The organism is Microbacterium sp. NPDC091662 (assembly GCF_044756705.1).
In the GTDB taxonomy this organism is placed as follows: Bacteria; Actinomycetota; Actinomycetes; order Actinomycetales; family Microbacteriaceae; genus Microbacterium.
Genome location: NZ_JBIVTM010000001.1, coordinates 1,544,129 through 1,565,139 on the forward strand (window position 1 = coordinate 1,544,129; position 21,011 = coordinate 1,565,139).

A 21,011-nucleotide genomic window follows, 5' to 3' on the forward strand; every position below is an offset into this window, starting at 1 on the left:
CCGAAATCCCCCGATTGGGGTCGCGACCGGACAGGGGGTCAGGCCGCACGGGAGCGCGGCCTGCATGTTATTCGGCGGCGGCCAGGGCGGCGGCCACGATGTCGAGTCCCTCGTTCAGCAGGTCGTCGCCGATGGAGAGCGGAGGGAGGAAGCGGATGACGTTGCCGTAGGTTCCGCAGGTGAGGACGATGACGCCCTGCGCGATGCACGCCTTGGCGACGGCGGCGGTGAGCGCGGCGTTCGGCGCCTTGGTCTCGGGGTCGACGAACTCGGCGGCGATCATCGCCCCGTGGCCGCGGACGTCGCCGACACGCGGATCGTTCTGCTGGATCGAGGTGAGGCGGTCGATGAGGATCGTCCCGATCTCGCGCGCCCGCTCGATCACGCCATCGTTCTCGAACACATCGATCGAGGCGAGAGCCGCGGCGCAGGCGATCGGGTTGCCCCCGTACGTGCCACCGAGGCCGCCGGAGTGCGAGGCGTCCATGATCTCGGCGCGGCCGGTGACGGCGGCGAGCGGGAGGCCGCCAGCGATGCCCTTGGCCGTGGTGATCAGATCGGGCTCGATGCCGAAGATCTCGCTCGCGAACATGTGCCCGGTGCGGGCGAAGCCGGTCTGCACCTCGTCGGCGATGAAGACGACGCCGTTCGCGCGGCACCACTCGACGATCGCGGGCAGGAACCCGTCGGCCGGGACGATGAAGCCGCCCTCGCCCTGGATGGGCTCGATGATGACCGCAGCCAGGTTTTCGGCACCGATCTGCTTCTCGAGCTGGAGGATGACGCGGGCTGCGGCCTCGCGACCATCGAGTCCATCGCGGAACGGGTACGACATCGGTGCCCGGTAGACCTCGGGGGCGAACGGGCCGAAGCCGCTCTTGTAGGGCATCGACTTGGCGGTGAGCGCCATGGTCAGGTTGGTGCGGCCGTGGTAGCCGTGGTCGAAGGCGACGACGGCCTGGCGACCGGTGTGCTTGCGGGCGATCTTGATCGCGTTCTCGACCGCCTCTGCGCCCGAGTTGAACAGGGCGCTCTTCTTGGCGAAGTCACCGGGGGTGACGCGGTTGAGTGCCTCGGCGACGCCGACGTACGACTCGTAGGGCGAGATCATGAAACAGGTGTGGGTGAACTGCGCGGCCTGAGCGGCGACGGCCGCGGCGACCTTGGGGTGGGCGTTGCCGACGGTGGTCACGGCGATGCCGGAGCCGAGGTCGATGAGCGAGTTCCCGTCGGCGTCCACGACGACGCCGCCGCCCGCAGCGACGGCCGCGATCGGAACGGTGTGTCCGACACCCGCAGCCACGGCATCCGCCTTGCGCGCGAGGATCTCGGCCGAACGGGGGCCGGGAAGGTCCGTGACCAGACGACGCTCCTGCGGGAGGTCGGGTCCACCGAGAGGGACTGCGGGGGCTGCGGTGTCGAGGAGTGCCATGTTCGCGAGCGTACGGCGGCTGTCGAGGCGGCTGCACTCACCGATCTGTACAATCTGGAGAAGCAATTCACCCGCGTGTACAAGATTCGGAGGTCGCCGTGGCCGTCACCGCCCAGCCGACCCTGCGCGCCCTGTTGCAGCGTCGCGATCTCGGGCTCTCCCTGATCCCACGCGAAGGCGACATCCCCGATGGGGCACTCGACCGCCCGCTGCGCTGGGTGCACAGCTCCGATCTCGCCGACCCCACCCCGTTCCTGTCCGAAGACCTGGCGCTGCTGACCACCGGAACCCAGTTCGACGAAGCCGTCAGCATCGACACCTACGTCGGACGGCTCGCTGACCGCGGGGTGATCGGCCTGGGATTCGGCACCGAGGTGCACCGATCCGGCATCCCCGAAGAGCTCGTCGACGCCTGCGCCACGCACGGGATGCCCCTGTTCGCCGTCCCGTACCGCACCCCGTTCATCGCCGTCGCCCGCGCGCACTCCGAGGCGATCGCAGCCCAGGCGTATGCCCGACGGTCCTGGGCGCTCGACACGCAACGCGCCCTCGCCCTCGCCGCCCTCCGTCCGCACGGCCTCGATGCGACGATCGCCGAACTCGGTCGCCGGCTCGGTGTCTGGGCGGGCATGTTCGACGCCGCCGGAGCACTCACCCTCTCCCACCCGCGCGACGCCGTCGGCCCACGCCTTCTCGACGAGCTCGGGGATCGCGTCGTGGAGATCCTGACCCGCGGACTCGAGGCGGGTCAGTCGCTCAGCATCGAGGACCACTCGTTCATGCTGTTCACGGTCGGCCGCGGCGGGCATCTCCGAGGCGTGATCGCCCTGGCCGTCGACACGCTCGATCCCGAAGCCCGGTCGGTCGTCACCTCGGTGATCGCCATGGCAGGACTCGCGATGGAGCAGAGCGAGCAGCTCGCCCGCAGCCGTCGACGCCTGCACGCCCAGCTGCTCGGATCGCTCCTCACCGACGACCCCACGCTCGCCAGGAGGGTGCTGGGCAGCCTGCCCCCCGCTCCGGTGCTCGTGGCCGTCGCGGCGGACGCACCGGCCGGCCCACTCGCCGACTGGTGGGAGCGGCATCGCGTCGAGCACGGCACCTCGATCTTCCTCGCCGAGTCCGAGGACGGGGTGACGATGTGCGTCTCCGCCGGAGACGAGGCCCTGCTCGACGAGGTCGCCGCCCGCTTCGGTGTCCGCATCGGCGTCTCCGATTCCGAAGGCTACGACTCGTTCGCCCGCGCACATGCGCAGGCGCTCACGGCACTGCGTCAGCAGGGCACCCACGGGGTCGCCCGCTACGCCGACACCGTGGGGTCGAGCATCCTCACAGCCCTCGCGACCGACGAGGCGCGCCTGGTCGCCGAGTCGCGCCTCGCACCGGTGCGCGAGCACGACGCCCGCACCGGTACCGAGCTCGAACGCTCGCTCCGCACCTGGCTGGAGCACGACGCGAAGGCGGAATCCGCTGCCGTCGCGCTCGGGGTGCATCGGCACACCCTGCGCTCCCGCATCGCCCACGCGGGCGCGCTGCTCGACACCGACCTGTCGACCTTCCCCGCGCGCGCCGAGCTCTGGACGATCCTGCAGACCGCCCGCGACTGAGTCCGGGGCGGCTGCGCCCTCCCGACCATCCACGTGCTTCCTGCTCGCACCCCACGCGGCGGAACGCTTCGGTCGCACTTCGTGCCGCACGCGTGACGTCTGAGCGGCAGGAACTGCGACCGGAACGACGGGTCAGGGGCGGACCTGCGCCCCTGCGGCCAGCAGCACCCGGCACCGGGTGACGTCGTCGGCGGTCTGGGCGATCAGCGCGTCGACGCCGTCGAACCGCAGCGTCGGGCGAAGGCGCGCGACGAGGGTCACGGCCAGGCGACGGCCGTACAGGTCGATGTCCGCATCGTGCAGGTGCACCTCGACCCGCCGCGCCCGATCGCCGTCGAAAGTCGGGTTCGCTCCGACGCTGACACTCGAGGCCCATGACAGCGGGTCGTCGTCGATCCGCACCCACGCCGCGTAGATCCCGTCTTCGGGCAGGTCTCCGTGGTCGAGCGCCAGGTTCGCCGTCGGGAAGCCGAGCTCACGCCCCCGACCGTCACCCGGGACGACCACTCCGGCGATCGTCCCGAGCGGCGAGGCGTTCACGCGCTCTCGGGCGACGCGATCGAGCGATAGCGGCTCTGATGGAACACCAGCGGCTCGACGTCGTCGAACAGAGTGATGTCGGCGATCTCGTACAGCGCGATCTCGTGGTCGCCGCCGTCGAACGTGCTGTGCAGGCGACACGTGAGCCACAGCGCCGCGTCCGCGATCAGCACGGCCCCTCCTTCGGTGCGCTGCCAGTCGTGGCCGCCGAACCGGTCGCCTTCCCGCGCCGAGAGCGAGCGGCTGAGCGGCTCGTGGTGCGCGGCCAGCACGCTCATCCCGAGCTCGGGCACCGTGCGCAGCACCGGCCAGGTCTTCGACGTGCGAGCCGCACTGATCGCGACCAGCGCAGGTTCGAGCGAGATCGAGGTGAAGGAGTTGACCGCCATTCCGACGGCGCGATCGTCGACGTGCGCAGCGAGGGCCACGACGCCGGTCGGGTAAACCGAGAAGGCCCGGCGGAGGGCGAGGTCGCGGGGTAGGGCATCGGTCACGGCAGTCGTCATTTCGGCTTCCTTTCATTAGTCAACTTTGACTAGTCTCGATAATAGGCAAGTTTGATCATGCAAACAACAAGAAATCGCAATGCCAGCCGTTAGCATGAGGGCATGTCGACCACCCGCCTCGTCGTCCTCGGCGCCGTGAAGCAGTTCCAGCCCGTGCACGGGTACTTCCTCCGTCGCGAGCTCATGACGTGGCACGTCGACGAGTGGGCGCACATCCAGCCCGGATCGATCTACAACGCTTTGCGCGCCCTCGAAGTCGACGGGTACATCGCCGAGAGCGGCACCGAGGCCGAGGGGAAGCGCCCGGCGCGGACCACCTACCGCATCACTCCGGCCGGCGAGGTCGAGCTGCAGCGCATGCTGCGCGAGAACCTCTGGAACGTCGCTGCTTTCGACACCCAGGCCATCATGACCGTGGCCTCGTTCATGTTCGTGCTGAGCCGGCAGGAGGTGATCGCCGGCCTCGAGCACCGCCTCATCAAGAGCGACGCGATCATCACACAGAACGGCTTCGACGTGCAGGACACGCTGCGCTCCGAGACGACACCCAAGTACGTGCGGGAGATCTTCGACCTCTCCACCGCCCGGCTCACGGCCGAGAAGCAGTGGCTGCTCGATCTGCTGGAGCGGTTGCGCGGCGGCGAGTACACGTTCGCCGGCGAGACGGTCGAGGGTGCGCCATCGGTCGACGCGGCACCCTCGACCTGACGTCAGCGAGAGCCGACGAGAGCAGCGATCGACGTGGGCGAGAGCGCCGGCGTCGTCGCACCGCGATGCTGAGCGACGACGGCGCCGGCCGCGCAGGCACGGATCAGCGCCGCTTCGATGGCCGCCCCCTGTGCGAGCGCGGCGGCCAGCGCGCCGCAGAACGCGTCACCGGCGCCGGTCGTGTCCACCGGATCGATCGGGAAGGCGTCGACCTGCAGAGGATCGCTCCCCGTGCGGTGCAGCGTCACTCCCCCGGCACCCCTGGTGAGAACCACGACCGGAGCACCGGCGGCGTGCAGCCGATCGATGCCGCCGAGCTCGGTGCACTCCGTCTCATTCACGACCAGCACGTCGGCGTCGCCGAGCATCTCGACCGCCGCGGCATGTGCGGGAGCGGCATTGAGGATCGTCAGGGCCCCGGCCGTCCGGCCCGCCCGCAGCGCCGCTGCCACGCTCGCGAGCGGAACCTCCAACTGCGCGAGCACGACCGCTGCTCCCGCGATCCCGGCGACGGCGTCATCCGGAGCGAGCTCGGCGTTCGCACCTGCCGCGACGATGATGCTGTTGTCGCCGTCGTCGAGGGCCAGCACGTGCGCCACGCCGGTCGGAGCAGAAGCACTCCGGCGCAGGGCGGTCACGACGCCGGCATCCATCAGCGTCTGCTGCAGCACGTCGGCGGCCTCGTCCACTCCGACCACCGCGCAGAACCGGGTCGGAGCCCCGCTGCGCGCGGAGGCGACGGCCTGATTCAGCCCCTTGCCCCCAGAGAAGCGTCCGCCGGCTCGACCGAGCAGGGTCTCGCCGACACGTGGAGGGCGCGAGACCTCGACCACGAGGTCGAGGTTCGCGCTCCCCACGACGGCGACACCGGTGAGGGTGTCAGACACGCGACATCGTCCGCCGGTACTGCGAGCCTGTGTGCGAGTCGGCGAGCGCCGGCGTCGGCGTGCCGATCAGGCGCTCGCGCAGCGACTGCGGCTCGGCCGACGGCTCGACGATCGCGCCGCGCTCCTTGAGGATCGGCAGCACGTGCTCGATGAAGTCGACGGTCGAGGCCGGCGGGATGACGGGGGCGAACAGGAATCCGTCGAGGTCGGCGCCGTCGGCGAGCTCGATCATCCGGTCTGCCACCTGCTCGGGGGTGCCGACGATCGGGCGGGCGCCGACGCCGTGCGCGTGCCAGTCTCCGAGAACGTCGCCGACCGTCTTGTCGGCGAAGCGGGCGACCTGGGTCTGCGACAGCTCGGTGCTCAGCTCCGACATCGGCGTGTTCGGCGCATAGGCCGAGAGGTCGAGGCCGGTGAACCAGGCGTAGGAGGCGACGGTGACGTCGGGGTTCTGCGCGTCGGCGACCTCGGCGTACTTGCGCCGCGCCTCTTCCTCGGTGCTGCCGACGATCGCGGCGAATGCCGACATGATCTTCACCTCGTCGGCCCCACGGCCGTTCTTGACCGCCTCGTCGCGGATCGCCGAGGAGTGCGCGCGGAGCTGGTCGACCGAGCCGCTGCCGACGAAGATCGCCTCGCCGTGCTTGCCCCCGAACTCCCGGCCCGCGGGGGAAGCTCCGGCTTGGAACAGCACCGGGGTGCCCTGCGGCGAGCGCTGTGTGTTGCCGTAGCCGTGCGAGCGGAAGTACGGGCCGTCGTGCGCGATGCGGTGCACCTTCGACGGGTCGGCGAAGCGGCCGGACTTGTCGCGCTCCAGTGCGCCCTCCTCCCACGCCTGCTCCCACAGCTTGTAGACGACCTGCATGAAGTCGTCGGCCATGAGGTAGCGCTCGTCGTGACCGACCATCGGCACGCCGAAGCCCTGCACCGCCGTGTCGGCGGTACCGGTGGTGACGACGTTCCAGCCGATGCGACCGCCGGAGAGGATGTCGAGCGTCGCCAGGCGCCGTGCGAAGGAATAGGGCGGTTCGAGCAGGGTCGAGCCGGTGGCGACGAGCCCCAGACGCGTGGTCTCGGGGATGAGGGCGGCGAGGATGATCGCCGGATCCAGACGCGGGAGGTCAAGGCCCTCGATCGAGCAGATGTCCGGACGCTCGCCCGCCACGTCGGCCCAGCCCCAGGCATCCGCGAGGAACAGGAAGTCGAACCCGGCATCTTCGACCATGCGCGCAGTGTCGCGCCAGTACGCGAGCTTGTCGAACAGGTAGCGCCCGTTGTCGGGGTGCCGCCAGGTCGCGGTGCCGGAGTCGTTCGCCTGCGCGTTCTCGAAGAGGCCGAGACGCAGCGGCTTGACGGAGTTCTGATCGGTCATGTGCGGGTGCCTTCCTTGTGGGTGGTTCTGGGTGTTGTGGGGTGATTCCGGGCACGCCGGAGGAACCCCGGGACGGGTGGGGGACCCCGTCCCGGGATGCGGATGCCTCGTCAGCCCTTGGCCGTGACCTCGCCGTCGCTCCACCAGAGCACGCGCTTGCGCACCAGGGCGAGGACGATGATCAGGAGCACACCGAGCAGGCACAGCAGGGCGATGCTGGCCCAGGTGACGGGGAGGTTCGCCTGGGCGGCCGAGGTCGTGACGAGCGAGCCGAGACCGGCCTGCTGCCCCGCCGCGACGAACTCGGCGACCGCGGCTCCGACCACCGCGAGCGGCAGGGCGATGCGGAGCCCGGCGAACACGTAGGGCATGCTGCCGGGGAAGCGCAGCTCGCGGAAGATCTCCCAGCGCGAGGCGTGCAGCGTCTTGAAGACGTCGAGCGCCTTCTGATCGACGTCGCGCAGACCAGCCAGCGAGTTCACGAGCATCGGGAAGAAGACCACGAGCCCCGTGACGATGAACTTCGGCACCATGCCGAAGCCGAACGCCACGACGAGTGCCGGGGCGATCGCCACGATCGGGGTCACCATCACGATGATCACCAGCGGCATGACGGCGCGCTCGATGATCTGGAACTCGGCCATGATCACCGCCAGCAGGAAGCCGGCGAGGATGCCGGCAGAGGCGCCGACCACCACCTCGAGCAACGTGACGAGGAAGTTCGACCAGTACATGCCGGCGTCGTCGACGAGGCTGCCGCCGATCGCCTCCAGCGTCGGGAGCACGTACGGGTTGGTCCAGGCCACGACCTGCCAGAGCAGCGCGGCGATCACGAACGTGATCAGGGTGGGTCCCCACGATCCCCAGCGCAGCCAGGCGGGGATGCCCCGATGCGGCTGGGCCTTCAGGCGGGCGGTCGCGAGGGTCGCGGTGGTGTCTCTCATCGTCAGCTCAGACATGGGCCTTCTCCGTCTGCGCGCGCAACGCATCGCGCACGACTGCTTCCATCTCGCGGAACTCCTCCGTGGCATACGACTGCTCGTCACGCGGCCGCGGCAGGTTCACGTCGATCACCTGGGCGATGCGCCCCGGGTGCGCGGCCATCACGACGATGCGGTCGGAGAGCATGATCGCCTCCGGCACCGAGTGCGTGACGAACATGACGGCCTTGCGGTTGGACTGCCAGAACTCCAGCAGGGCGATCCGCTGCAGGTCGCGGTTCATCTCGTCGAGTGCCGAGAACGGCTCGTCCATCAGCATGATGGCCGGGTCGAACACGAAGGCCCTGGCGATCGCGGCACGCTGCTGCATGCCGCCCGAGAGCTGACCGGGGTACTTCTTCATCGCCTGTCCGAGCCCGAACGTCGACAACAGCTCCTCCGGGTCGCGCAGTGCTCGCCCGGAATTCGCCTTGGCGTTGATGCGCACCGGCAGCTCGACGTTCTCGCGCACGGTCTTCCACGGCAGCAGTGCGGGCGACTGCGGCACGAGACCGATCTTCTTGTCGCGCGACGCCGCGGTGACGCTCTCACCGTCGATCGTGACGCTTCCGGAATCGGCGTCAAGCAGCCCGGCCACCACTTTGAGCAGCGTGGACTTGCCGCAGCCGCTCGGGCCGATGACCGACACGAACTCACCCATGCCGATCGTGAGACTCACGTCGTCGAGCACGGTGACCTTCGCACCGTCGACACCGAAGGACTTCGAGACGTTCCTGACCTCGACGCCTGCTCCCTGTGCGACCGACATCACTTCGCAGTCCAGATCAGGGTGTCGCCGTCGTACAGGTCGGCGACCAGGTCGGCGTCCATCATGTCGGCGATCGCTGGCAGGTCCTTGACGTCGCCGTACTTCTTCACGAGGGCGTACTCGGGCTCCCACATGGACTCGTTCTGCACCCCGGGGTTGCCGCCGGCGCTCTCACGCACCCACGCGGACTCGACCTCCCAGGTGCGGGCGAGCTGGTCGCGAGGAAACGCGGCGCCCTGGTTGTTGTCTTCCGCCAGCTTCGCGAGCTTGTCGATGCAGGCATCCGATTCGTCGAGGCAGTACTGCAGCGCCTTGAGGCTCGCGCGCATGAAGTCGGCTGCGACCTCACGATGCTCGTCGAGGAAACGGGAGTTGACCTCCATCACGTTGTACGTGCCCTCGACGCCGAGGTCGGCGGGGAGGAATTCACTGAACGGCAGGCCTTGCGCCTTGAGCGACTGCGGCTGGTTGGAGGCGTAGCCGACGATCGCATCGACCTGCTCGCGCACCACGACGGTGGGGTCGTAGTTGGTCATCTTGACCATCTCGACCTTCGAGACGTCGACACCGGCCTCGTCGAGCATGGCCGACGCGATCGGTGTCAGGTTGATGAAGTACCCGAGCGATCCGCCCTCCAGGTCCTTCAGACTCTCGAGCTTCTCGTTGCCGAAGATCGAGAACGGCGGGGTGGTGCCGTAGGTGGCGACTGCCGTGAGGTTCTTGCTGTTCGCGGCCGCCAGCATCACGTCGGATGCGGAGCCGAGCGCGGTGAACTGCGCCTGACCGGATGCGACGAGCTGCTGCCCGTTCGCACCGGAGGCGTTGATCTCCACATCGAGGCAGAGATCGTCGAAGTAGCCCAGCTCCTCGGCGAGGAACACGTCGAGCTGACCGGCGCTGGCGGAGTAGCCGTAGCCGGAGATGTAGGTGATGGTGCCGGCATCCTGATTCCGCTTGCAGGCGTCGGTGTCGCTCGCACTCGTGGGGGCGGTATCGCCGCCTGGCGTCTGCGCGGAGCATGCTCCGAGCGTCAGCGTGGCGGCGAGAACGCACGTCAGGGTGGCAGTGATGCGGAATCGGGTTTCCGCAGAGGAAGTAGCCATGAGGGTCCCTTCTCGGCCGTTCGTCGTTGATGGCTCGATGAAAGTAACATAGTCAAGATTGACTAAGCAAGATCAAACTAACTTTTGACGACTCAACCGTCGCCGAGAGTGGCATCGGGAGTGTCATCGGGAGTGTCGTCGAGTGCACGTGAACTCGACGAGCGCACGGCTCGTCGACGCAGAGAAGCCGTGCACTCGGCAGGAAGTCGTGCACTCGACGACACGGAGCGGAGCGGGAGCGGGGCGGGAGCGGGGCGGGAGCGGGAGCGGGAGCTCGTCAGGGCTGGGGAGGAGAAGCGGGGTGGAGGTAGCGGCGCACGAACTCGTCGAAGAGGGGAACCATGTCGACGGTCTCATCCAGGAGCCACTGCAGCTGGATCCCGTCCATGACGGCACTGATCAGGCGGGCGGCGAGTGCGGGGTCGATGTCATCGCGCACCTCACCGGCCTCCTGACCGCGGCGCAGGATCTCCGCGGCGTCGTCGGCTCGCGCCCGGTAACGGGCGGCGAAGTCGGCGTGCGACGGATGCTCCGGGTCAGTCGCCTCGGCCGAGACGATCGCATACAGCGACGTCAGGCCGCGCGAGGTCTGGTTGTGGGCGACGACTCTCTTCGCCTGCTCGAGCAGGGTGTGCTCGGCGGGGTCGCCCGCAGCCGCACGCACCTTCTCGTCGCGCTGGCGCAGCACCTCCGCGAACAGCTCTTCCTTGTCGGCGAAGTGATGCAGGAGGCCGGCGGGCGTCACCCCGACGCGCTTCGCGATCTCCCGCAGGGACCCGCCGTGGAAACCTGTCCGGGAGAAGACGACCAGCGCCTCGTCGACGATCGCCTGTCGTCGCGCCTGCCCCGTGGCGTAGGGGCCACGGGAGCCTCGACCCGCCGTCGGCTGACCGTCCGTTCCCACCGCCCACTCCCATCCCTCGCGTGAGGAAGCGGGGGCTCAGCCCTTATGGCCCTCGCCTCCTGCACCCCACGACGAGCCGAATTCCTGCTGTCGCATCGCGGGACGCAGGAGTTTCTCCATCTCGCGATCCACGAAGTAGTCCTTGAGCCTATCCTTCGTGAGCTCATTGCCGATCGCCGCCATGATCATCGACTGGTCGAGGGAGAGATAGCGCTCGGCGATCGTGCCGCTGTTCACAGCGACCGCGTCGTAGAACCCGCCGGGGCCGTAGGCGCCGAGATCGTTCTCGATACCTTCGAGGTTGCGCAGCACGCCCTTGCGGTCATAGGGCAGTGCGAGGAAGGCCGCATGTGGCGTGACCACGCCGTCGCCGAACTCGGGAGCAGGGTTCGTACCCGCCGAACAGCCCGGACGGTCCACATCGACGTCGGTCTTCTCCGCGTCGGACGTGTAGCCGTCGGATCGCATACCCGCGATGTCGACGCCGTACTCCGCGTATCCACCGAAGGGATCGCTCGCGGGCGAGAAGCCCCAGTATCCGTATCCGGCCTCGTCGAGCCCGTGCTGCTTCTGCACGGAGACCGTGATCGGATGATTGAGCTTCCACGACTTCGGCCCCCACTTCGTCTCAGGGACGAGCAGGTCGGGCATCAGCGACTCGAACATGCTGCCGCCCCAGCTCGGAACGAACGACATCCCGTCGTAGTTGTACGCGCCCTCCCACACCTCGACGCCGCTGTAGGTGCGGTACTCCCCCTCGGGGAGCTGCTCCTGCCAGGCCCAGTCGCAGCCCGGCGGCATCGTGCGGTGCGTGCCGTAGAGCGCCGTCGCCGGGATCTGACCGTTGGCGATGCCGAGATAGGTCGCGATGCGGCTCTCGCTCACGGTCGTGTCGTAGTGGTGGCAGGTGTAATACGCAGTCTCGCCCGATCCGTTGTACATCGCAGCCGCGACGCTGCAGTCCGGCGGCGCCTGCTCCCAGAATCCGCCGCGGTTCGTGCCGGCGGGAAGGCCGGCGGCACCGGCAGGGTCGAAGAACGAGGCGAAGTCCATCGAGTCGTAGAGGGCGTCGGCCTGCCCCGCGAGCGTGGGGTCTGCCTCGCGGACGATGCGCAGCGCGGCGGCGAGCCAACCATTGTCGACCGTGCTGAGGAAAGGATGCACCGGGTCGCCGGAGTCGGGCCAGGTCGTCAGCTTCTCCCCCGTCGTCGGCGAGTACCAGTTGTAGAACATGCCGCTCGCGTCGTTGCGTTCGAGCCCATCGAGGGTGTCGAGGGTGGCGGACAGGCGGACGCGTGCCTCGTCGGCGCTGATGATGCCGAGATCGCGCGCGGTGACGGTCGACCACAGGTATCCGCCGATGTTCGTCGGAGAGGTGTACGCACTGGCGGTCTGCAGATCACCGGTGATGTTGTCAGCGGGAAGGCCCGTCTGCTCATCGGTCATCGCCACCAGCGAAGCCCAGGTGTCCTGCGCCCAGCGCTGCAGCTCGGCGTTGCCAGGACGACCGTTCCCCGCCGCGGCCGGTCCGGCGACAGCCAGGCCCGACACGACGAGTCCGACCGCCGCCAGCGTGCTCATCCATCGCTTCATCGCGTCTCCTCATCGAGAACGGGCGCCGCTGACCGGAGCCACTCAACAGCGAAAACCTAACATGTGTTCAGTGTTGGCTCAACCCCTTCTCCCCTCCGCTCCGTAAGCCTGCGCAGGATGCCCGCGCGAGTCGATCCATCTGCTCCGGTCGCACTTCCTGTCGCCTTCGCCGCTCCCGGGCGGCAGCAACTGCGACCGGAACGCCGGGCCGGGGCGGGGCGGGGACGGGCGGGGGCGGGGCGGGGACGGGCGGGGGCGGGCGGGGACTGGCGGGGGCGGGGACGGGCGGGGTGGGGCTCAGCGCGGTGCGTGCGCCTCGAGGAACTCGTAGACGTCGGTCGTGTCGACGCCGGGGAAGGCCCCGGTCGGCAGGGTCGCCAGCAGCGTGCGGGGGGTCTTCACGTTGGGCCAGGAGTTCTCGCGCCAGCGGTCCTCCAACTCGGAAGGAGCCCGACGGCAGCACACCTCGACCGAGTGCTTCGACACACCACGATGCGACGTGTCGCGCCCCACGAACCATTTCGTGTCGTCGAAGCGCACGCCCACGCTGACGGAGTGCAGCCCCTCGCTCGACGACTCCACCCGAGCGGTGCACCAGTACGTGCCGTTGCCGGTGTCGGTGTACTGGTAGTACGGATTGAAGCGGTCGTCTTCGTCGAACACCACGCGCGAGGTCCACCGACGGCAGCACATCTGCCCCTCGATGGCTCCGAGGCGGTCGGTGGGGAAGTTCACGTCGTCGTTCTCGTACGCCTTGGTGATCGTGCCCGACTCATGCACCTTGAGGAAGTGCACCGGGATGTCGAGGTGCCGGGTCGCGAGGTTCGTGAACCGATGCGCGGCCGTCTCGTACGACACCGAGTAGGCGTCACGCAGGTCTTCGATCGAGATCGCCCGACGCTGCTTGGCGTCCTTCAACGCGGGCACGACATGCGCCTCGGGGATGAGGAGCGCGCCGGTGAGGTAGTTGGTCTCGACGCGCTGCCGCAGGAACTCGGCGTAGCTGCGCGGCTCGGAGTGCCCGAGGATGCGGCTCGACAGCGCCTGCAGCACCGCGGTGCGAGCATCGCCCTTCGCGGGCACGCTGCTCGACAGGTAGAGCCGGCCGTTCGCGAGGTCGGCGACACTGCGGGTGGTCTGCGGCAGGTCGGGGGCGTAGTGCAGGGTGAAGCCCAGGTAGGCCGCGATCTCGGACGCGGTGCGCTGCGTCAGCGGACCACCGGGGTGACCGACCGCGGCGAGGATCTCGGCGGCCTTCGCCTCGAGGTCGGCGAAGTGGTTGTCCTGCCTCCGCATCAGGTGCCGCAGCTCGACGTTCGCCCGCCGCGCCTCCTCCGGCGTCGCCGCCCGCTCGTCCTTGAGCCGGTCGATCTCCCCGTGCAGCGCGAGCAGCGCCTTCAGCGCATCCGTCGGCAGACTCTTCGCGATGCGGAACGGCTCGATGCCCAGCGCCTGGAACGTCTGCCCCTTCATCGCGCGCTCCAGTGCGATCTCGACTGCGCTGCGCTCGTCGAGCGGCTCGCCCTCCAACAGGGCGTCGATCGTGACGCCGAGCGCGCGGGCGATCGCCTGCAGCTGCGTGAGTTTGGGTTCGCGCTTGCCGGTCTCGATCATCGACATCTGGCTCGGCGCCCGATCGACGGCGGAAGCGAGGTCGTCGAGGGTCATGCCCTTCGCCGTGCGGAGCTGGCGGATGCGGCGGCCGATCGTGAGGGCGTCGGTCTCTTCTGCAGCGTCGATGGTGCTCATGCGGCCGATTCTGTCACAGAAACAGAATTTCGGCCGATCTTCTCTACGTAATCGGTCGGGTAGCCCCCTGAACTTCACTCACAGTGGAACCACGCCACACCGGCACAGCCGCCGGATCCACCGAGGAGACACCATGACGAACACCGCCCACACCCCGACGCCCCGCCCCGCCGGTCTGCGAGCCGGCGACCAGGTTCAGACGGCCGCCGAGCTCCAGGAGATCTGGGACACCGATCCCCGCTGGGACGGCGTCGAGCGCACCTACTCGGCAGAAGACGTCATCCGCATCCGCGGCTCCGTCCGCGAAGAGGCCACTCTCGCCCACCGCGGGGCCGACAACCTCTGGAACCTCCTGCACACCGAGGACTACGTCCGAGCACTCGGTGCCTACACGGGCGGCCAGGCCGTGCAACAGGTACGCGCCGGGCTCAAGGCCATCTACCTCTCCGGGTGGCAGGTCGCCGCCGACGGCAACCTCGCCGGCCAGACCTACCCCGACCAGTCGCTGTACCCGGCGAACTCGGTGCCGGCAGTCGTGCGCCGCATCAACAACGCGCTCATCCGCCAGGACCAGCTCGAGCACGCTGAGGGCGAGACCACGCAGGACTGGCTCGCCCCGATCGTCGCCGACGCCGAGGCGGGCTTCGGCGGGCCCCTGAACGCCTACGAGCTCGCGCAGTCGCTCATCCAGTCGGGCGCCGCCGGCATTCACTGGGAGGACCAGCTCGCCAGCGAGAAGAAATGCGGCCACCTCGGCGGCAAGGTGCTCGTGCCCACCCAGCAGCACATCCGCACCCTGAACGCGGCCCGCCTCGCGGCCGACGTCGCGGGGGTCCCGACCGTCATCATCGCCCGCACGGATGCCCTCGCCGCCGACCTGCTCACCAGCGACGTCGACGAGCGCGACCAGGAATTCACCACCGGCGAGCGCACCACCGAGGGGTTCTACCGGATCCGCCCTGGTCTGGAATCGGTCATCAGCCGCGGCCTCGCCTTCGCCCCCTACGCCGACCTGCTGTGGGTCGAGACGGGAGAGCCCGACATCGAGCTCGCCCGCGCGTTCGCCGCAGCGATCCACGAGCAGTTCCCCGGCAAGCTCCTGGCGTACAACTGCTCGCCGAGCTTCAACTGGAAGAAGCACCTGTCGGACGCCGAGATCGCGACGTTCCAGCAGGAGCTGTCAGACCTGGGCTACAAGTTCCAGTTCATCACGCTGGCCGGCTTCCACGCCCTGAACTACTCGATGTTCGACCTCGCCCGCGGCTACGCCGATCGCGCCATGAGCGCATACGTCGAGCTGCAGGAAGCCGAGTTCGCCGCAGAAGCAGACGGCTACACCGCCACCAAGCACCAGCGCGAGGCGGGCACCGGCTACTTCGACGTCATCTCCACCGCGCTCAACCCCGACAGCGCGACGCTCGCCCTCGCCGGCTCCACCGAAGCCGCGCAGTTCCACTGATCCGTCGCGACGTTCGACGCAACGTAAAGGACTCACGATCATGACCACTCCCACCGCTCCCCCGACCACGGCTCCGATCCAGACGACCCAGCAGGGTCCCGCGATCGAGGTCACCGGCCCCCTCCGCGACCGCTACGAGGAGATCCTCACCCCCGAGGCGATCGCCTTCCTCACCGAGCTGCACCACCGGTTCGCCTCCCGCCGTCACGACCGCCTCGCCGACCGCATGCGCCGCCGCTTCGAGATCGGCAACGGGCACGACCCGCGCTTCCGCGACGACACGGCGCACATCCGTGAAGACCGCGACTGGCGGGTCGCCGGTGCCGGGCCGGGTCTCGAAGACCGCCGCGTCGAGATCACCGGGCCCACCGACCCGAAGATGACGATCAACGCGCTGAACTCCGGCGCGCGGGTGTGGCTCGCCGACCAGGAGGATGCCACGAGCCCGACCTGGAAGAACGTCATCGAGGGGCAGCTGTCGCTCCGTGACGCCATCCGCGGCGAGCTGTCGTTCACGTCTCCCGAAGGCAAGGAGTACCGCGTCACGGCGGAGCGCACGCCCACGATCGTGATGCGCCCTCGCGGGTGGCACCTGCCCGAGAAGCACATCGCCTTCATCGACCGGGCCGGTCGTCGCACCTCGGCATCCGGCTCCCTGGTCGACTTCGGCCTCTACTTCCTGCACAACGCGCAGGCGCTGATCGACGGCGGTCGCGGACCGTACTTCTACATCGCCAAGCTCGAGTCCAGCGAGGAGGCGAAGCTGTGGGACGACGTGTTCTCGTTCAGTGAGGAGTACATCGGAATCCGGCATGGCACGATCCGTGCGACCGTGCTGATCGAGACCCTGCCCGCCGCGTTCGAGATGGACGAGATCCTCTACGAGCTGCGCGACCACTGCGCGGGCCTGAACGCCGGCCGCTGGGACTACATCTTCTCGATCATCAAGAACTACCGCGGCCGCGGGGCGCGCTTCGTGCTGCCCGACCGCAGCGAGGTCACGATGACGGTTCCGTTCATGCGGGCGTACACCGACCTGCTCGTGCAGACCTGCCACAAGCGGGGCGCCTTCGCGATCGGCGGCATGAGCGCGTTCATCCCCAACCGCCGCGACCCCGAGGTGACGGCACGCGCGATCGAGAAGGTCACGGCCGACAAGAAGCGCGAGGCCGGCGACGGCTTCGACGGCACCTGGGTGGCGCACCCCGACCTGATCCCCACGGCGCAGGCCGAGTTCGATGCCGTGCTGGGCGACCGCCCCAACCAGGTCGACCGTCAGCGCGACGACGTGCACGTCGAGGCCCGCGACCTGCTCGACCTGCACATCGGCCGCCCCATCACGGCGCAAGGTGTGCGCGACAACGTCTCGGTCGCCATCCGCTACCTCGAGGCCTGGCTGCGCGGACTCGGCGCCGTGGCGATCGACAACCTGATGGAGGATGCCGCGACGGCCGAGATCAGCCGCTCGCAGGTGTGGCAGTGGATCCACCAGGACCGCACCACGCAAGACGGCACCCCGATCACGGCGGAGTACATCGAGGGTCTGATCACCCAGGTGCTCGCGCAGGCGACGCGCAGCCACGGCGACCGCTACGACGACGCGGCGGAGATCTTCCGCGAGGTCGCGCTGCAGGAGGAGTTCCCCACCTTCCTCACGCTGGGCGCCTACAGCCGGTTCCTGATCGACGAGGACTGATCGACGAGGACTGAGCAGACGAGGGAGCCCCCGGGCTGCGGCATCCGCCGTAGTCCCGGGGGCTCCCTCGTTTCCCGCTCCCCCGCCCCTCGCCGGGCGTAGCCTGGAGGCATGACCGACGTCTGGGCGGACATCGCCTCCGAGTTCCTGCACTTCTACCCGCGCGGTCGGCGGCTGCTCGCGGTGGCCGGGGCGGATGCCGAGCGCTCGCGACAGGCGGCAGACGACCTCGCGGCCGCGCTGACCGCATCGGGGCAGCCGGTCATCCGCGAGCACTCGCCGGACGGCGCCGAGGCCGAACTGCGCTCCGTGGTCACCGCGTTCCGCGAAGGCCCGAAGAGCGACGACATCCTGCTCGTCTCCGGACCGGCGACTCTGCTCGGCGAGCGCACCAGGGGCATGTGGAACTACGCGGTGTGGCAGCTCGCCGGCGACGAGCCACCGCACACGGTCGCGGGTTCGATCGTCGATGTGACCGATCCCGCGCATCCGGCGCGGCGGTTCGCCGACTACTGCGCGCTGCCCGCCTCCTACGGCGCCTGACCGCGCCAGCCCTCAGCGGGCGTCGGCCGGTTCGGCGTCGAGGCGCTCGCGCACCTCGGCATCCAGCACCAGATCCGCCGCGCCCAGTGCCTCGTCCAGCTGGGCGAGCGACGACACTCCGACGACGGGGATCACCGGGACCTCTGCGCCGAGAAGCCACGCGAGGGCGACCTGGTTCGGCGTCGCGCCGATCTCCGTCGCGACCTCGTGCAGCAGCGCGCGGCGTGCATGGCTGGTGGGGTGATCGACTCCGCCCCACAGGGCTTTGTCGAGACGGGCGATTCCGCCCTGATGCAGCGGCGAGTACACGGTGATGGCGAGCTGCGGCCGTTCGGGGGTACCGGTGGATGCCGCGTAGTCGAGCAGGCCGGGGGTGACGAAGTTGTTCCGTCCGAAGCGCGGCGCGGGATACAGGTAGCTGTACTGCTGCTGCACCACACCGTAGGGCGCGATACCCCGCCGCTGCGCCTCCTCGCGCGCCTCGACCACACGCCAGGTCGGCACGTTCGAGATACCGGTGATGCCGACGAGCCCCTCGCGCTGGAGTTCACCGAACGCGCCGACCGTCTCGGCGAGCGCGACATCGCTGTCATCGACGTGTCCGTAGAGGACGTCGATGTGGTCGATGCCGAGATGCCGAGCGCTCTCCGGTGCCTGTCGGAGGATGACCTCGGCGGCGAGCCCCTCGAAGTTCGTCGGCGGGGTGTTCGACAGCGGCTTCGACGGATCCTTCTGCGCGGCGCCGAGCTTGGTGGCGATGCGCAGCGCGTCGCGGTTGCCGCGGTCGCTCATCCACCGGCCCAGCAGGTCTTCACTGTCGCGACCGGTGCCGCCTGCCCAGAGGCTGTAGTTGTTGGCGGTGTCGATGAAGGTGCCGCCGGCTTCGACGAAGCGGTCGAGGATCGCGCGCGCGGTGGCCTCGTCGGTGCGGGTGCCGAAGTTCATCGCGCCCAGACACAGGGTCGAGACGTCGAACGAGGTGCGGCCGTCAGAGAGGGTGCGGTACTGCATGGTGGTCCTTTCTCGGGGGATGGCTCCACGCTAGAGAGAGATCGGCTCGGGGATACACTCCAATCACGATGCAGAACACCAGACCGATTCTTGCGTGGGAGACCCTCCTCGACCTCGAGGCCGAGAGCAGCTCTGCGGGCGCGCGGCCCCTGCGTGACCGCGTGGAGACCGCCCTGCGTCGGGCGATCGCCGAGGGGCGCCTCTCGGCCGGATCCGCCGTGCCACCCAGCCGCACGCTGGCCGAGACGCTCGGCGTCTCGCGTTGGGTGGTCACCGAGGCATACGGACAACTGGTCGCCGAAGGAGTGCTGGAGGCGCGGACCGGATCTGCGACGAGGGTGGCAGAGCAGCACGGACGGGCGCTCGACCCGACACGACTCGCTCTGACCTCCGAGCCTGCGGACGGCAACGCTGCCCTCGTCGACGCCACCCCGCCCGTGCGCTACGACCTGCGACCCGGCATCCCCGACCTCCGGGCGACTCCCCGCGCCCGCTGGGTTGCCGCGCTGCGGGCTGCGATCACCGCACTCCCTGACCGTGACCTCGCCGCAGCCCATCCCCTCGGATATGCCCCCGCGCGCGCCGCGGTCGCCGCCTACCTCTCCCGTTCCCGGCACGCCGTCGCCGACGCCGCGCGCGTCACCATCACCCACGGCGCGACCGACGGCATGGGAATCCTGTCCCGCGAACTGCATCGACAGGGTCATCGCGACATCCTGGTGGAAGACCCGAGCTGGCCCCGCCTGCGCGCGGTCGCCGAAGAGCACGGCCTTCGTCCGATCCCGGTCCCGGTCGACGACGACGGCATCGACACCGCGCGGCTGATGGAGCTTGCGTCCGGCACCGGAGCCAGGGCGGCCCTCATCACCCCGGCACATCAGTTCCCCCTCGGAGCCGCGCTCGCCCCTGCCCGACGTGAGGCGCTCATCCGTTGGTCCCGAGAGCACGACGGCCTCCTGATCGAAGACGACTACGACGCCGAGTTCCGCTACGACCGGCGTCCGATCCCCACGCTGCAGCGCCTCGACCCCGAGCGGGTCGCGCTGATCGGCTCACTGTCGAAGTCGGTGTCGCCCGCGCTCGGACTCGGGTGGATGCTGCTGCCCTCCGGCCTCGCTCCCGTTCAGTCGGCCGCACCGCCCTCTCTGATCGATCAGGCCGCGCTCGCGGAGTTCATCACGCGCGGCGACCTCGAACGGCATCTGCGGTCTTCGCGGGCACGGTTCCGTCGCCGCCGGCAGCGCCTGCTCGATGCGCTGCGGCGCGAACTGCCCGAACTGCCCGTGTCGGGGATCGCCGCGGGAATGCACCTGGTGCTGGCCGTGCCCGCCGGGGCCGTTCCCGCCGACGTCGTGGCGACGGGCCGGGCGATCGGCCTCGCCCTCACTCCCCTGGCCCGCTACGAGTGCATCCATCCGCAGACGGAGGCCCTGGTGCTCGGCTATGGCGATCTCGACGACGCACTCGTCGAGGAGGCCGTCGCCCTGCTCGCGTCGATCATCCGGGCCGCTCGCAGGGGCTGAGGCCGAGCCTCGATCTCAGCGGAAGGAAGCCGCCACCGAGTTGCGGTGATAGTCGAACACGATGCTCGTGCGAGTGGAGGCGACGCTGCTCTGCGCCGAGAGATGCTCGAGCACGAACTCGCGCATCTCTGACGAGTCGGCGACCGCGATGTGCAGCAGGAAGTCGTCGTCGCCACCGAGGAAGAAGAGTTGGATCACCGGCGGCAGCACGCGCACGCGGTCCGCGAACTCCACGATGCTCTCCCGGCGTCCGCTCGGACGCAGCGTGACGCCGATGATCGCCTGCAGCCCCGCGCCCAGCGCCCGCTCGTCCACACTCGCGTGGAAGCCCGTGATCACCCCGCGTTCGACGAGGGCGCGCAGTCGGGCGTGCGCGGTCGAGGGCGCCACCCCGAGACGCGCGGCGAGCTCTGCGTTGGTCATGCGGCCGTCCGCCGTGAGGAGCTGCACGATCCTCGCGTCGATCGCGTCGAGGGCGGGTGCCCGAACGGTGTTCGGCTCCGGGGCCTCTGACGTCGTTTCCATACGAAGCATTATTCAGGATTTCCGTACTCGACGAATCATCTTCACGGATTCTGTTGTTCCGTCGATGTTTCTGCGATCCTGGGTGCCGCACCGCATCGAACCTG

Annotated in this window: 19 protein-coding genes; 6 read left to right on the plus strand and 13 right to left on the minus strand. The window is 69.2% G+C overall.

Annotated elements, in window-relative coordinates; genetic code table 11:
• Positions 1 to 67: 67 nt before the first annotated feature.
• On the minus strand, positions 68 to 1,432 hold the full coding sequence (gene gabT, locus ACIQLD_RS07390) for a 4-aminobutyrate--2-oxoglutarate transaminase (protein ID WP_402606799.1): 1,365 nt from the start codon (positions 1,430 to 1,432) through the stop codon (positions 68 to 70).
• Positions 1,433 to 1,530: 98 nt separating this feature from the next.
• Here gabT and ACIQLD_RS07395 point away from each other — a divergent pair, with 98 nt between their 5' ends.
• The gene (locus tag ACIQLD_RS07395; RefSeq protein WP_402606801.1) at positions 1,531 to 3,039 is read left to right on the plus strand and encodes a PucR family transcriptional regulator; all 1,509 of its coding nucleotides are present in this window, start codon (positions 1,531 to 1,533) and stop codon (positions 3,037 to 3,039) included.
• A 132-nt stretch (positions 3,040 to 3,171) separates the two neighbouring features.
• Here the strand turns inward: ACIQLD_RS07395 and ACIQLD_RS07400 are convergent, their stop codons facing one another.
• Both ACIQLD_RS07400 and ACIQLD_RS07405 read right to left on the minus strand, forming a co-directional pair.
• Entirely contained in the window at positions 3,172 to 3,579 is a 408-nt protein-coding gene (locus tag ACIQLD_RS07400; RefSeq protein WP_402606803.1) for a riboflavin kinase, read from the minus strand.
• Positions 3,576 to 4,085 (minus strand): flavin reductase family protein, encoded by a 510-nt coding sequence (locus ACIQLD_RS07405; RefSeq protein WP_402606806.1) that lies wholly within the window; start codon positions 4,083 to 4,085, stop codon positions 3,576 to 3,578. Before ACIQLD_RS07405 ends, ACIQLD_RS07400 begins: the two co-directional genes overlap by 4 nt.
• A 102-nt stretch (positions 4,086 to 4,187) precedes the next feature.
• On the opposite strand from ACIQLD_RS07405, the gene ACIQLD_RS07410 reads away from it, so the two are divergent.
• Positions 4,188 to 4,793, plus strand: coding sequence for a PadR family transcriptional regulator (locus ACIQLD_RS07410; RefSeq protein ID WP_402606808.1), 606 nt, complete (start codon positions 4,188 to 4,190; stop codon positions 4,791 to 4,793).
• A 2-nt stretch (positions 4,794 to 4,795) separates the two neighbouring features.
• Here the strand turns inward: ACIQLD_RS07410 and ACIQLD_RS07415 are convergent, their stop codons facing one another.
• The 8 genes from ACIQLD_RS07415 to ACIQLD_RS07450 all read right to left on the minus strand — a co-directional run bounded on the left by ACIQLD_RS07415 (position 4,796) and on the right by ACIQLD_RS07450 (position 14,150).
• A complete protein-coding gene (locus ACIQLD_RS07415) occupies positions 4,796 to 5,680 on the minus strand; it encodes a ribokinase (protein ID WP_402606811.1) in 885 nt (294 codons plus the stop codon).
• A complete protein-coding gene (locus tag ACIQLD_RS07420; protein ID WP_402606813.1) occupies positions 5,673 to 7,052 on the minus strand; it encodes an NtaA/DmoA family FMN-dependent monooxygenase in 1,380 nt (459 codons plus the stop codon). Before ACIQLD_RS07420 ends, ACIQLD_RS07415 begins: the two co-directional genes overlap by 8 nt.
• Before the next feature lie 110 nt (positions 7,053 to 7,162).
• Entirely contained in the window at positions 7,163 to 8,011 is an 849-nt protein-coding gene (locus ACIQLD_RS07425; RefSeq protein ID WP_402606816.1) for an ABC transporter permease, read from the minus strand.
• Positions 8,004 to 8,801, minus strand: a complete 798-nt coding sequence (locus tag ACIQLD_RS07430; protein WP_402606818.1) for an ABC transporter ATP-binding protein — start codon at positions 8,799 to 8,801, stop codon at positions 8,004 to 8,006. Before ACIQLD_RS07430 ends, ACIQLD_RS07425 begins: the two co-directional genes overlap by 8 nt.
• Positions 8,801 to 9,904 carry an ABC transporter substrate-binding protein gene (locus ACIQLD_RS07435; protein WP_402606820.1) on the minus strand — a complete coding sequence of 368 codons (1,104 nt, stop codon included), beginning with the start codon at positions 9,902 to 9,904 and terminating at the stop codon, positions 8,801 to 8,803. Before ACIQLD_RS07435 ends, ACIQLD_RS07430 begins: the two co-directional genes overlap by 1 nt.
• Before the next feature lie 277 nt (positions 9,905 to 10,181).
• Positions 10,182 to 10,808, minus strand: a complete 627-nt coding sequence (locus ACIQLD_RS07440) for a TetR/AcrR family transcriptional regulator (RefSeq protein ID WP_402606823.1) — start codon at positions 10,806 to 10,808, stop codon at positions 10,182 to 10,184.
• A gap of 36 nt (positions 10,809 to 10,844) precedes the next feature.
• The gene (locus tag ACIQLD_RS07445) at positions 10,845 to 12,401 is read right to left on the minus strand and encodes a glucoamylase family protein (RefSeq protein WP_402606825.1); all 1,557 of its coding nucleotides are present in this window, start codon (positions 12,399 to 12,401) and stop codon (positions 10,845 to 10,847) included.
• A gap of 297 nt (positions 12,402 to 12,698) precedes the next feature.
• Positions 12,699 to 14,150: a helix-turn-helix domain-containing protein gene (locus ACIQLD_RS07450; RefSeq protein ID WP_402606827.1), complete on the minus strand. Its 1,452-nt coding sequence runs from the start codon at positions 14,148 to 14,150 to the stop codon at positions 12,699 to 12,701.
• Between the two features lie 133 nt (positions 14,151 to 14,283).
• Here ACIQLD_RS07450 and aceA point away from each other — a divergent pair, with 133 nt between their 5' ends.
• The 3 genes from aceA (at position 14,284) to ACIQLD_RS07465 (ending at position 17,848) form a co-directional block, all read left to right on the plus strand.
• A complete protein-coding gene (aceA, locus tag ACIQLD_RS07455; protein WP_402606829.1) occupies positions 14,284 to 15,609 on the plus strand; it encodes an isocitrate lyase in 1,326 nt (441 codons plus the stop codon).
• A 40-nt stretch (positions 15,610 to 15,649) separates the two neighbouring features.
• The gene (aceB, locus tag ACIQLD_RS07460) at positions 15,650 to 17,305 is read left to right on the plus strand and encodes a malate synthase A (RefSeq protein ID WP_402606832.1); all 1,656 of its coding nucleotides are present in this window, start codon (positions 15,650 to 15,652) and stop codon (positions 17,303 to 17,305) included.
• Positions 17,306 to 17,416: 111 nt separating this feature from the next.
• The gene (locus ACIQLD_RS07465) at positions 17,417 to 17,848 is read left to right on the plus strand and encodes a hypothetical protein (RefSeq protein WP_402606834.1); all 432 of its coding nucleotides are present in this window, start codon (positions 17,417 to 17,419) and stop codon (positions 17,846 to 17,848) included.
• 12 nt (positions 17,849 to 17,860) lie between these two features.
• Here the strand turns inward: ACIQLD_RS07465 and ACIQLD_RS07470 are convergent, their stop codons facing one another.
• A complete protein-coding gene (locus tag ACIQLD_RS07470; protein WP_402606837.1) occupies positions 17,861 to 18,859 on the minus strand; it encodes an aldo/keto reductase in 999 nt (332 codons plus the stop codon).
• A 68-nt stretch (positions 18,860 to 18,927) separates the two neighbouring features.
• On the opposite strand from ACIQLD_RS07470, the gene ACIQLD_RS07475 reads away from it, so the two are divergent.
• Positions 18,928 to 20,382, plus strand: a complete 1,455-nt coding sequence (locus ACIQLD_RS07475; RefSeq protein WP_402606840.1) for a PLP-dependent aminotransferase family protein — start codon at positions 18,928 to 18,930, stop codon at positions 20,380 to 20,382.
• A gap of 15 nt (positions 20,383 to 20,397) precedes the next feature.
• Here ACIQLD_RS07475 and ACIQLD_RS07480 read toward each other — a convergent pair whose 3' ends face one another.
• Entirely contained in the window at positions 20,398 to 20,916 is a 519-nt protein-coding gene (locus ACIQLD_RS07480) for an Lrp/AsnC family transcriptional regulator (RefSeq protein ID WP_402606842.1), read from the minus strand.
• Positions 20,917 to 21,011 lie beyond the last annotated feature (95 nt).

Excerpts from the sequence above, each read along its gene's own strand:
- gabT (WP_402606799.1), bottom strand. The coding sequence starts at position 1,432 with ATGGCACTCCTCGACACCGCAGCCCCCGCAGTCCCTCTCGGTGGACCC.
- ACIQLD_RS07405 (WP_402606806.1), bottom strand. The coding sequence starts at position 4,085 with ATGACGACTGCCGTGACCGATGCCCTACCCCGCGACCTCGCCCTCCGC.
- ACIQLD_RS07410 (WP_402606808.1), top strand. The coding sequence starts at position 4,188 with ATGTCGACCACCCGCCTCGTCGTCCTCGGCGCCGTGAAGCAGTTCCAG.
- ACIQLD_RS07420 (WP_402606813.1), bottom strand. The coding sequence starts at position 7,052 with ATGACCGATCAGAACTCCGTCAAGCCGCTGCGTCTCGGCCTCTTCGAG.
- ACIQLD_RS07425 (WP_402606816.1), bottom strand. The coding sequence starts at position 8,011 with ATGTCTGAGCTGACGATGAGAGACACCACCGCGACCCTCGCGACCGCC.
- ACIQLD_RS07430 (WP_402606818.1), bottom strand. The coding sequence starts at position 8,801 with ATGTCGGTCGCACAGGGAGCAGGCGTCGAGGTCAGGAACGTCTCGAAG.
- ACIQLD_RS07435 (WP_402606820.1), bottom strand. The coding sequence starts at position 9,904 with ATGGCTACTTCCTCTGCGGAAACCCGATTCCGCATCACTGCCACCCTG.
- ACIQLD_RS07445 (WP_402606825.1), bottom strand. The coding sequence starts at position 12,401 with ATGAAGCGATGGATGAGCACGCTGGCGGCGGTCGGACTCGTCGTGTCG.
- ACIQLD_RS07450 (WP_402606827.1), bottom strand. The coding sequence starts at position 14,150 with ATGAGCACCATCGACGCTGCAGAAGAGACCGACGCCCTCACGATCGGC.
- aceA (WP_402606829.1), top strand. The coding sequence starts at position 14,284 with ATGACGAACACCGCCCACACCCCGACGCCCCGCCCCGCCGGTCTGCGA.
- aceB (WP_402606832.1), top strand. The coding sequence starts at position 15,650 with ATGACCACTCCCACCGCTCCCCCGACCACGGCTCCGATCCAGACGACC.
- ACIQLD_RS07465 (WP_402606834.1), top strand. The coding sequence starts at position 17,417 with ATGACCGACGTCTGGGCGGACATCGCCTCCGAGTTCCTGCACTTCTAC.
- ACIQLD_RS07470 (WP_402606837.1), bottom strand. The coding sequence starts at position 18,859 with ATGCAGTACCGCACCCTCTCTGACGGCCGCACCTCGTTCGACGTCTCG.
- ACIQLD_RS07475 (WP_402606840.1), top strand. The coding sequence starts at position 18,928 with ATGCAGAACACCAGACCGATTCTTGCGTGGGAGACCCTCCTCGACCTC.
- ACIQLD_RS07480 (WP_402606842.1), bottom strand. The coding sequence starts at position 20,916 with ATGCTTCGTATGGAAACGACGTCAGAGGCCCCGGAGCCGAACACCGTT.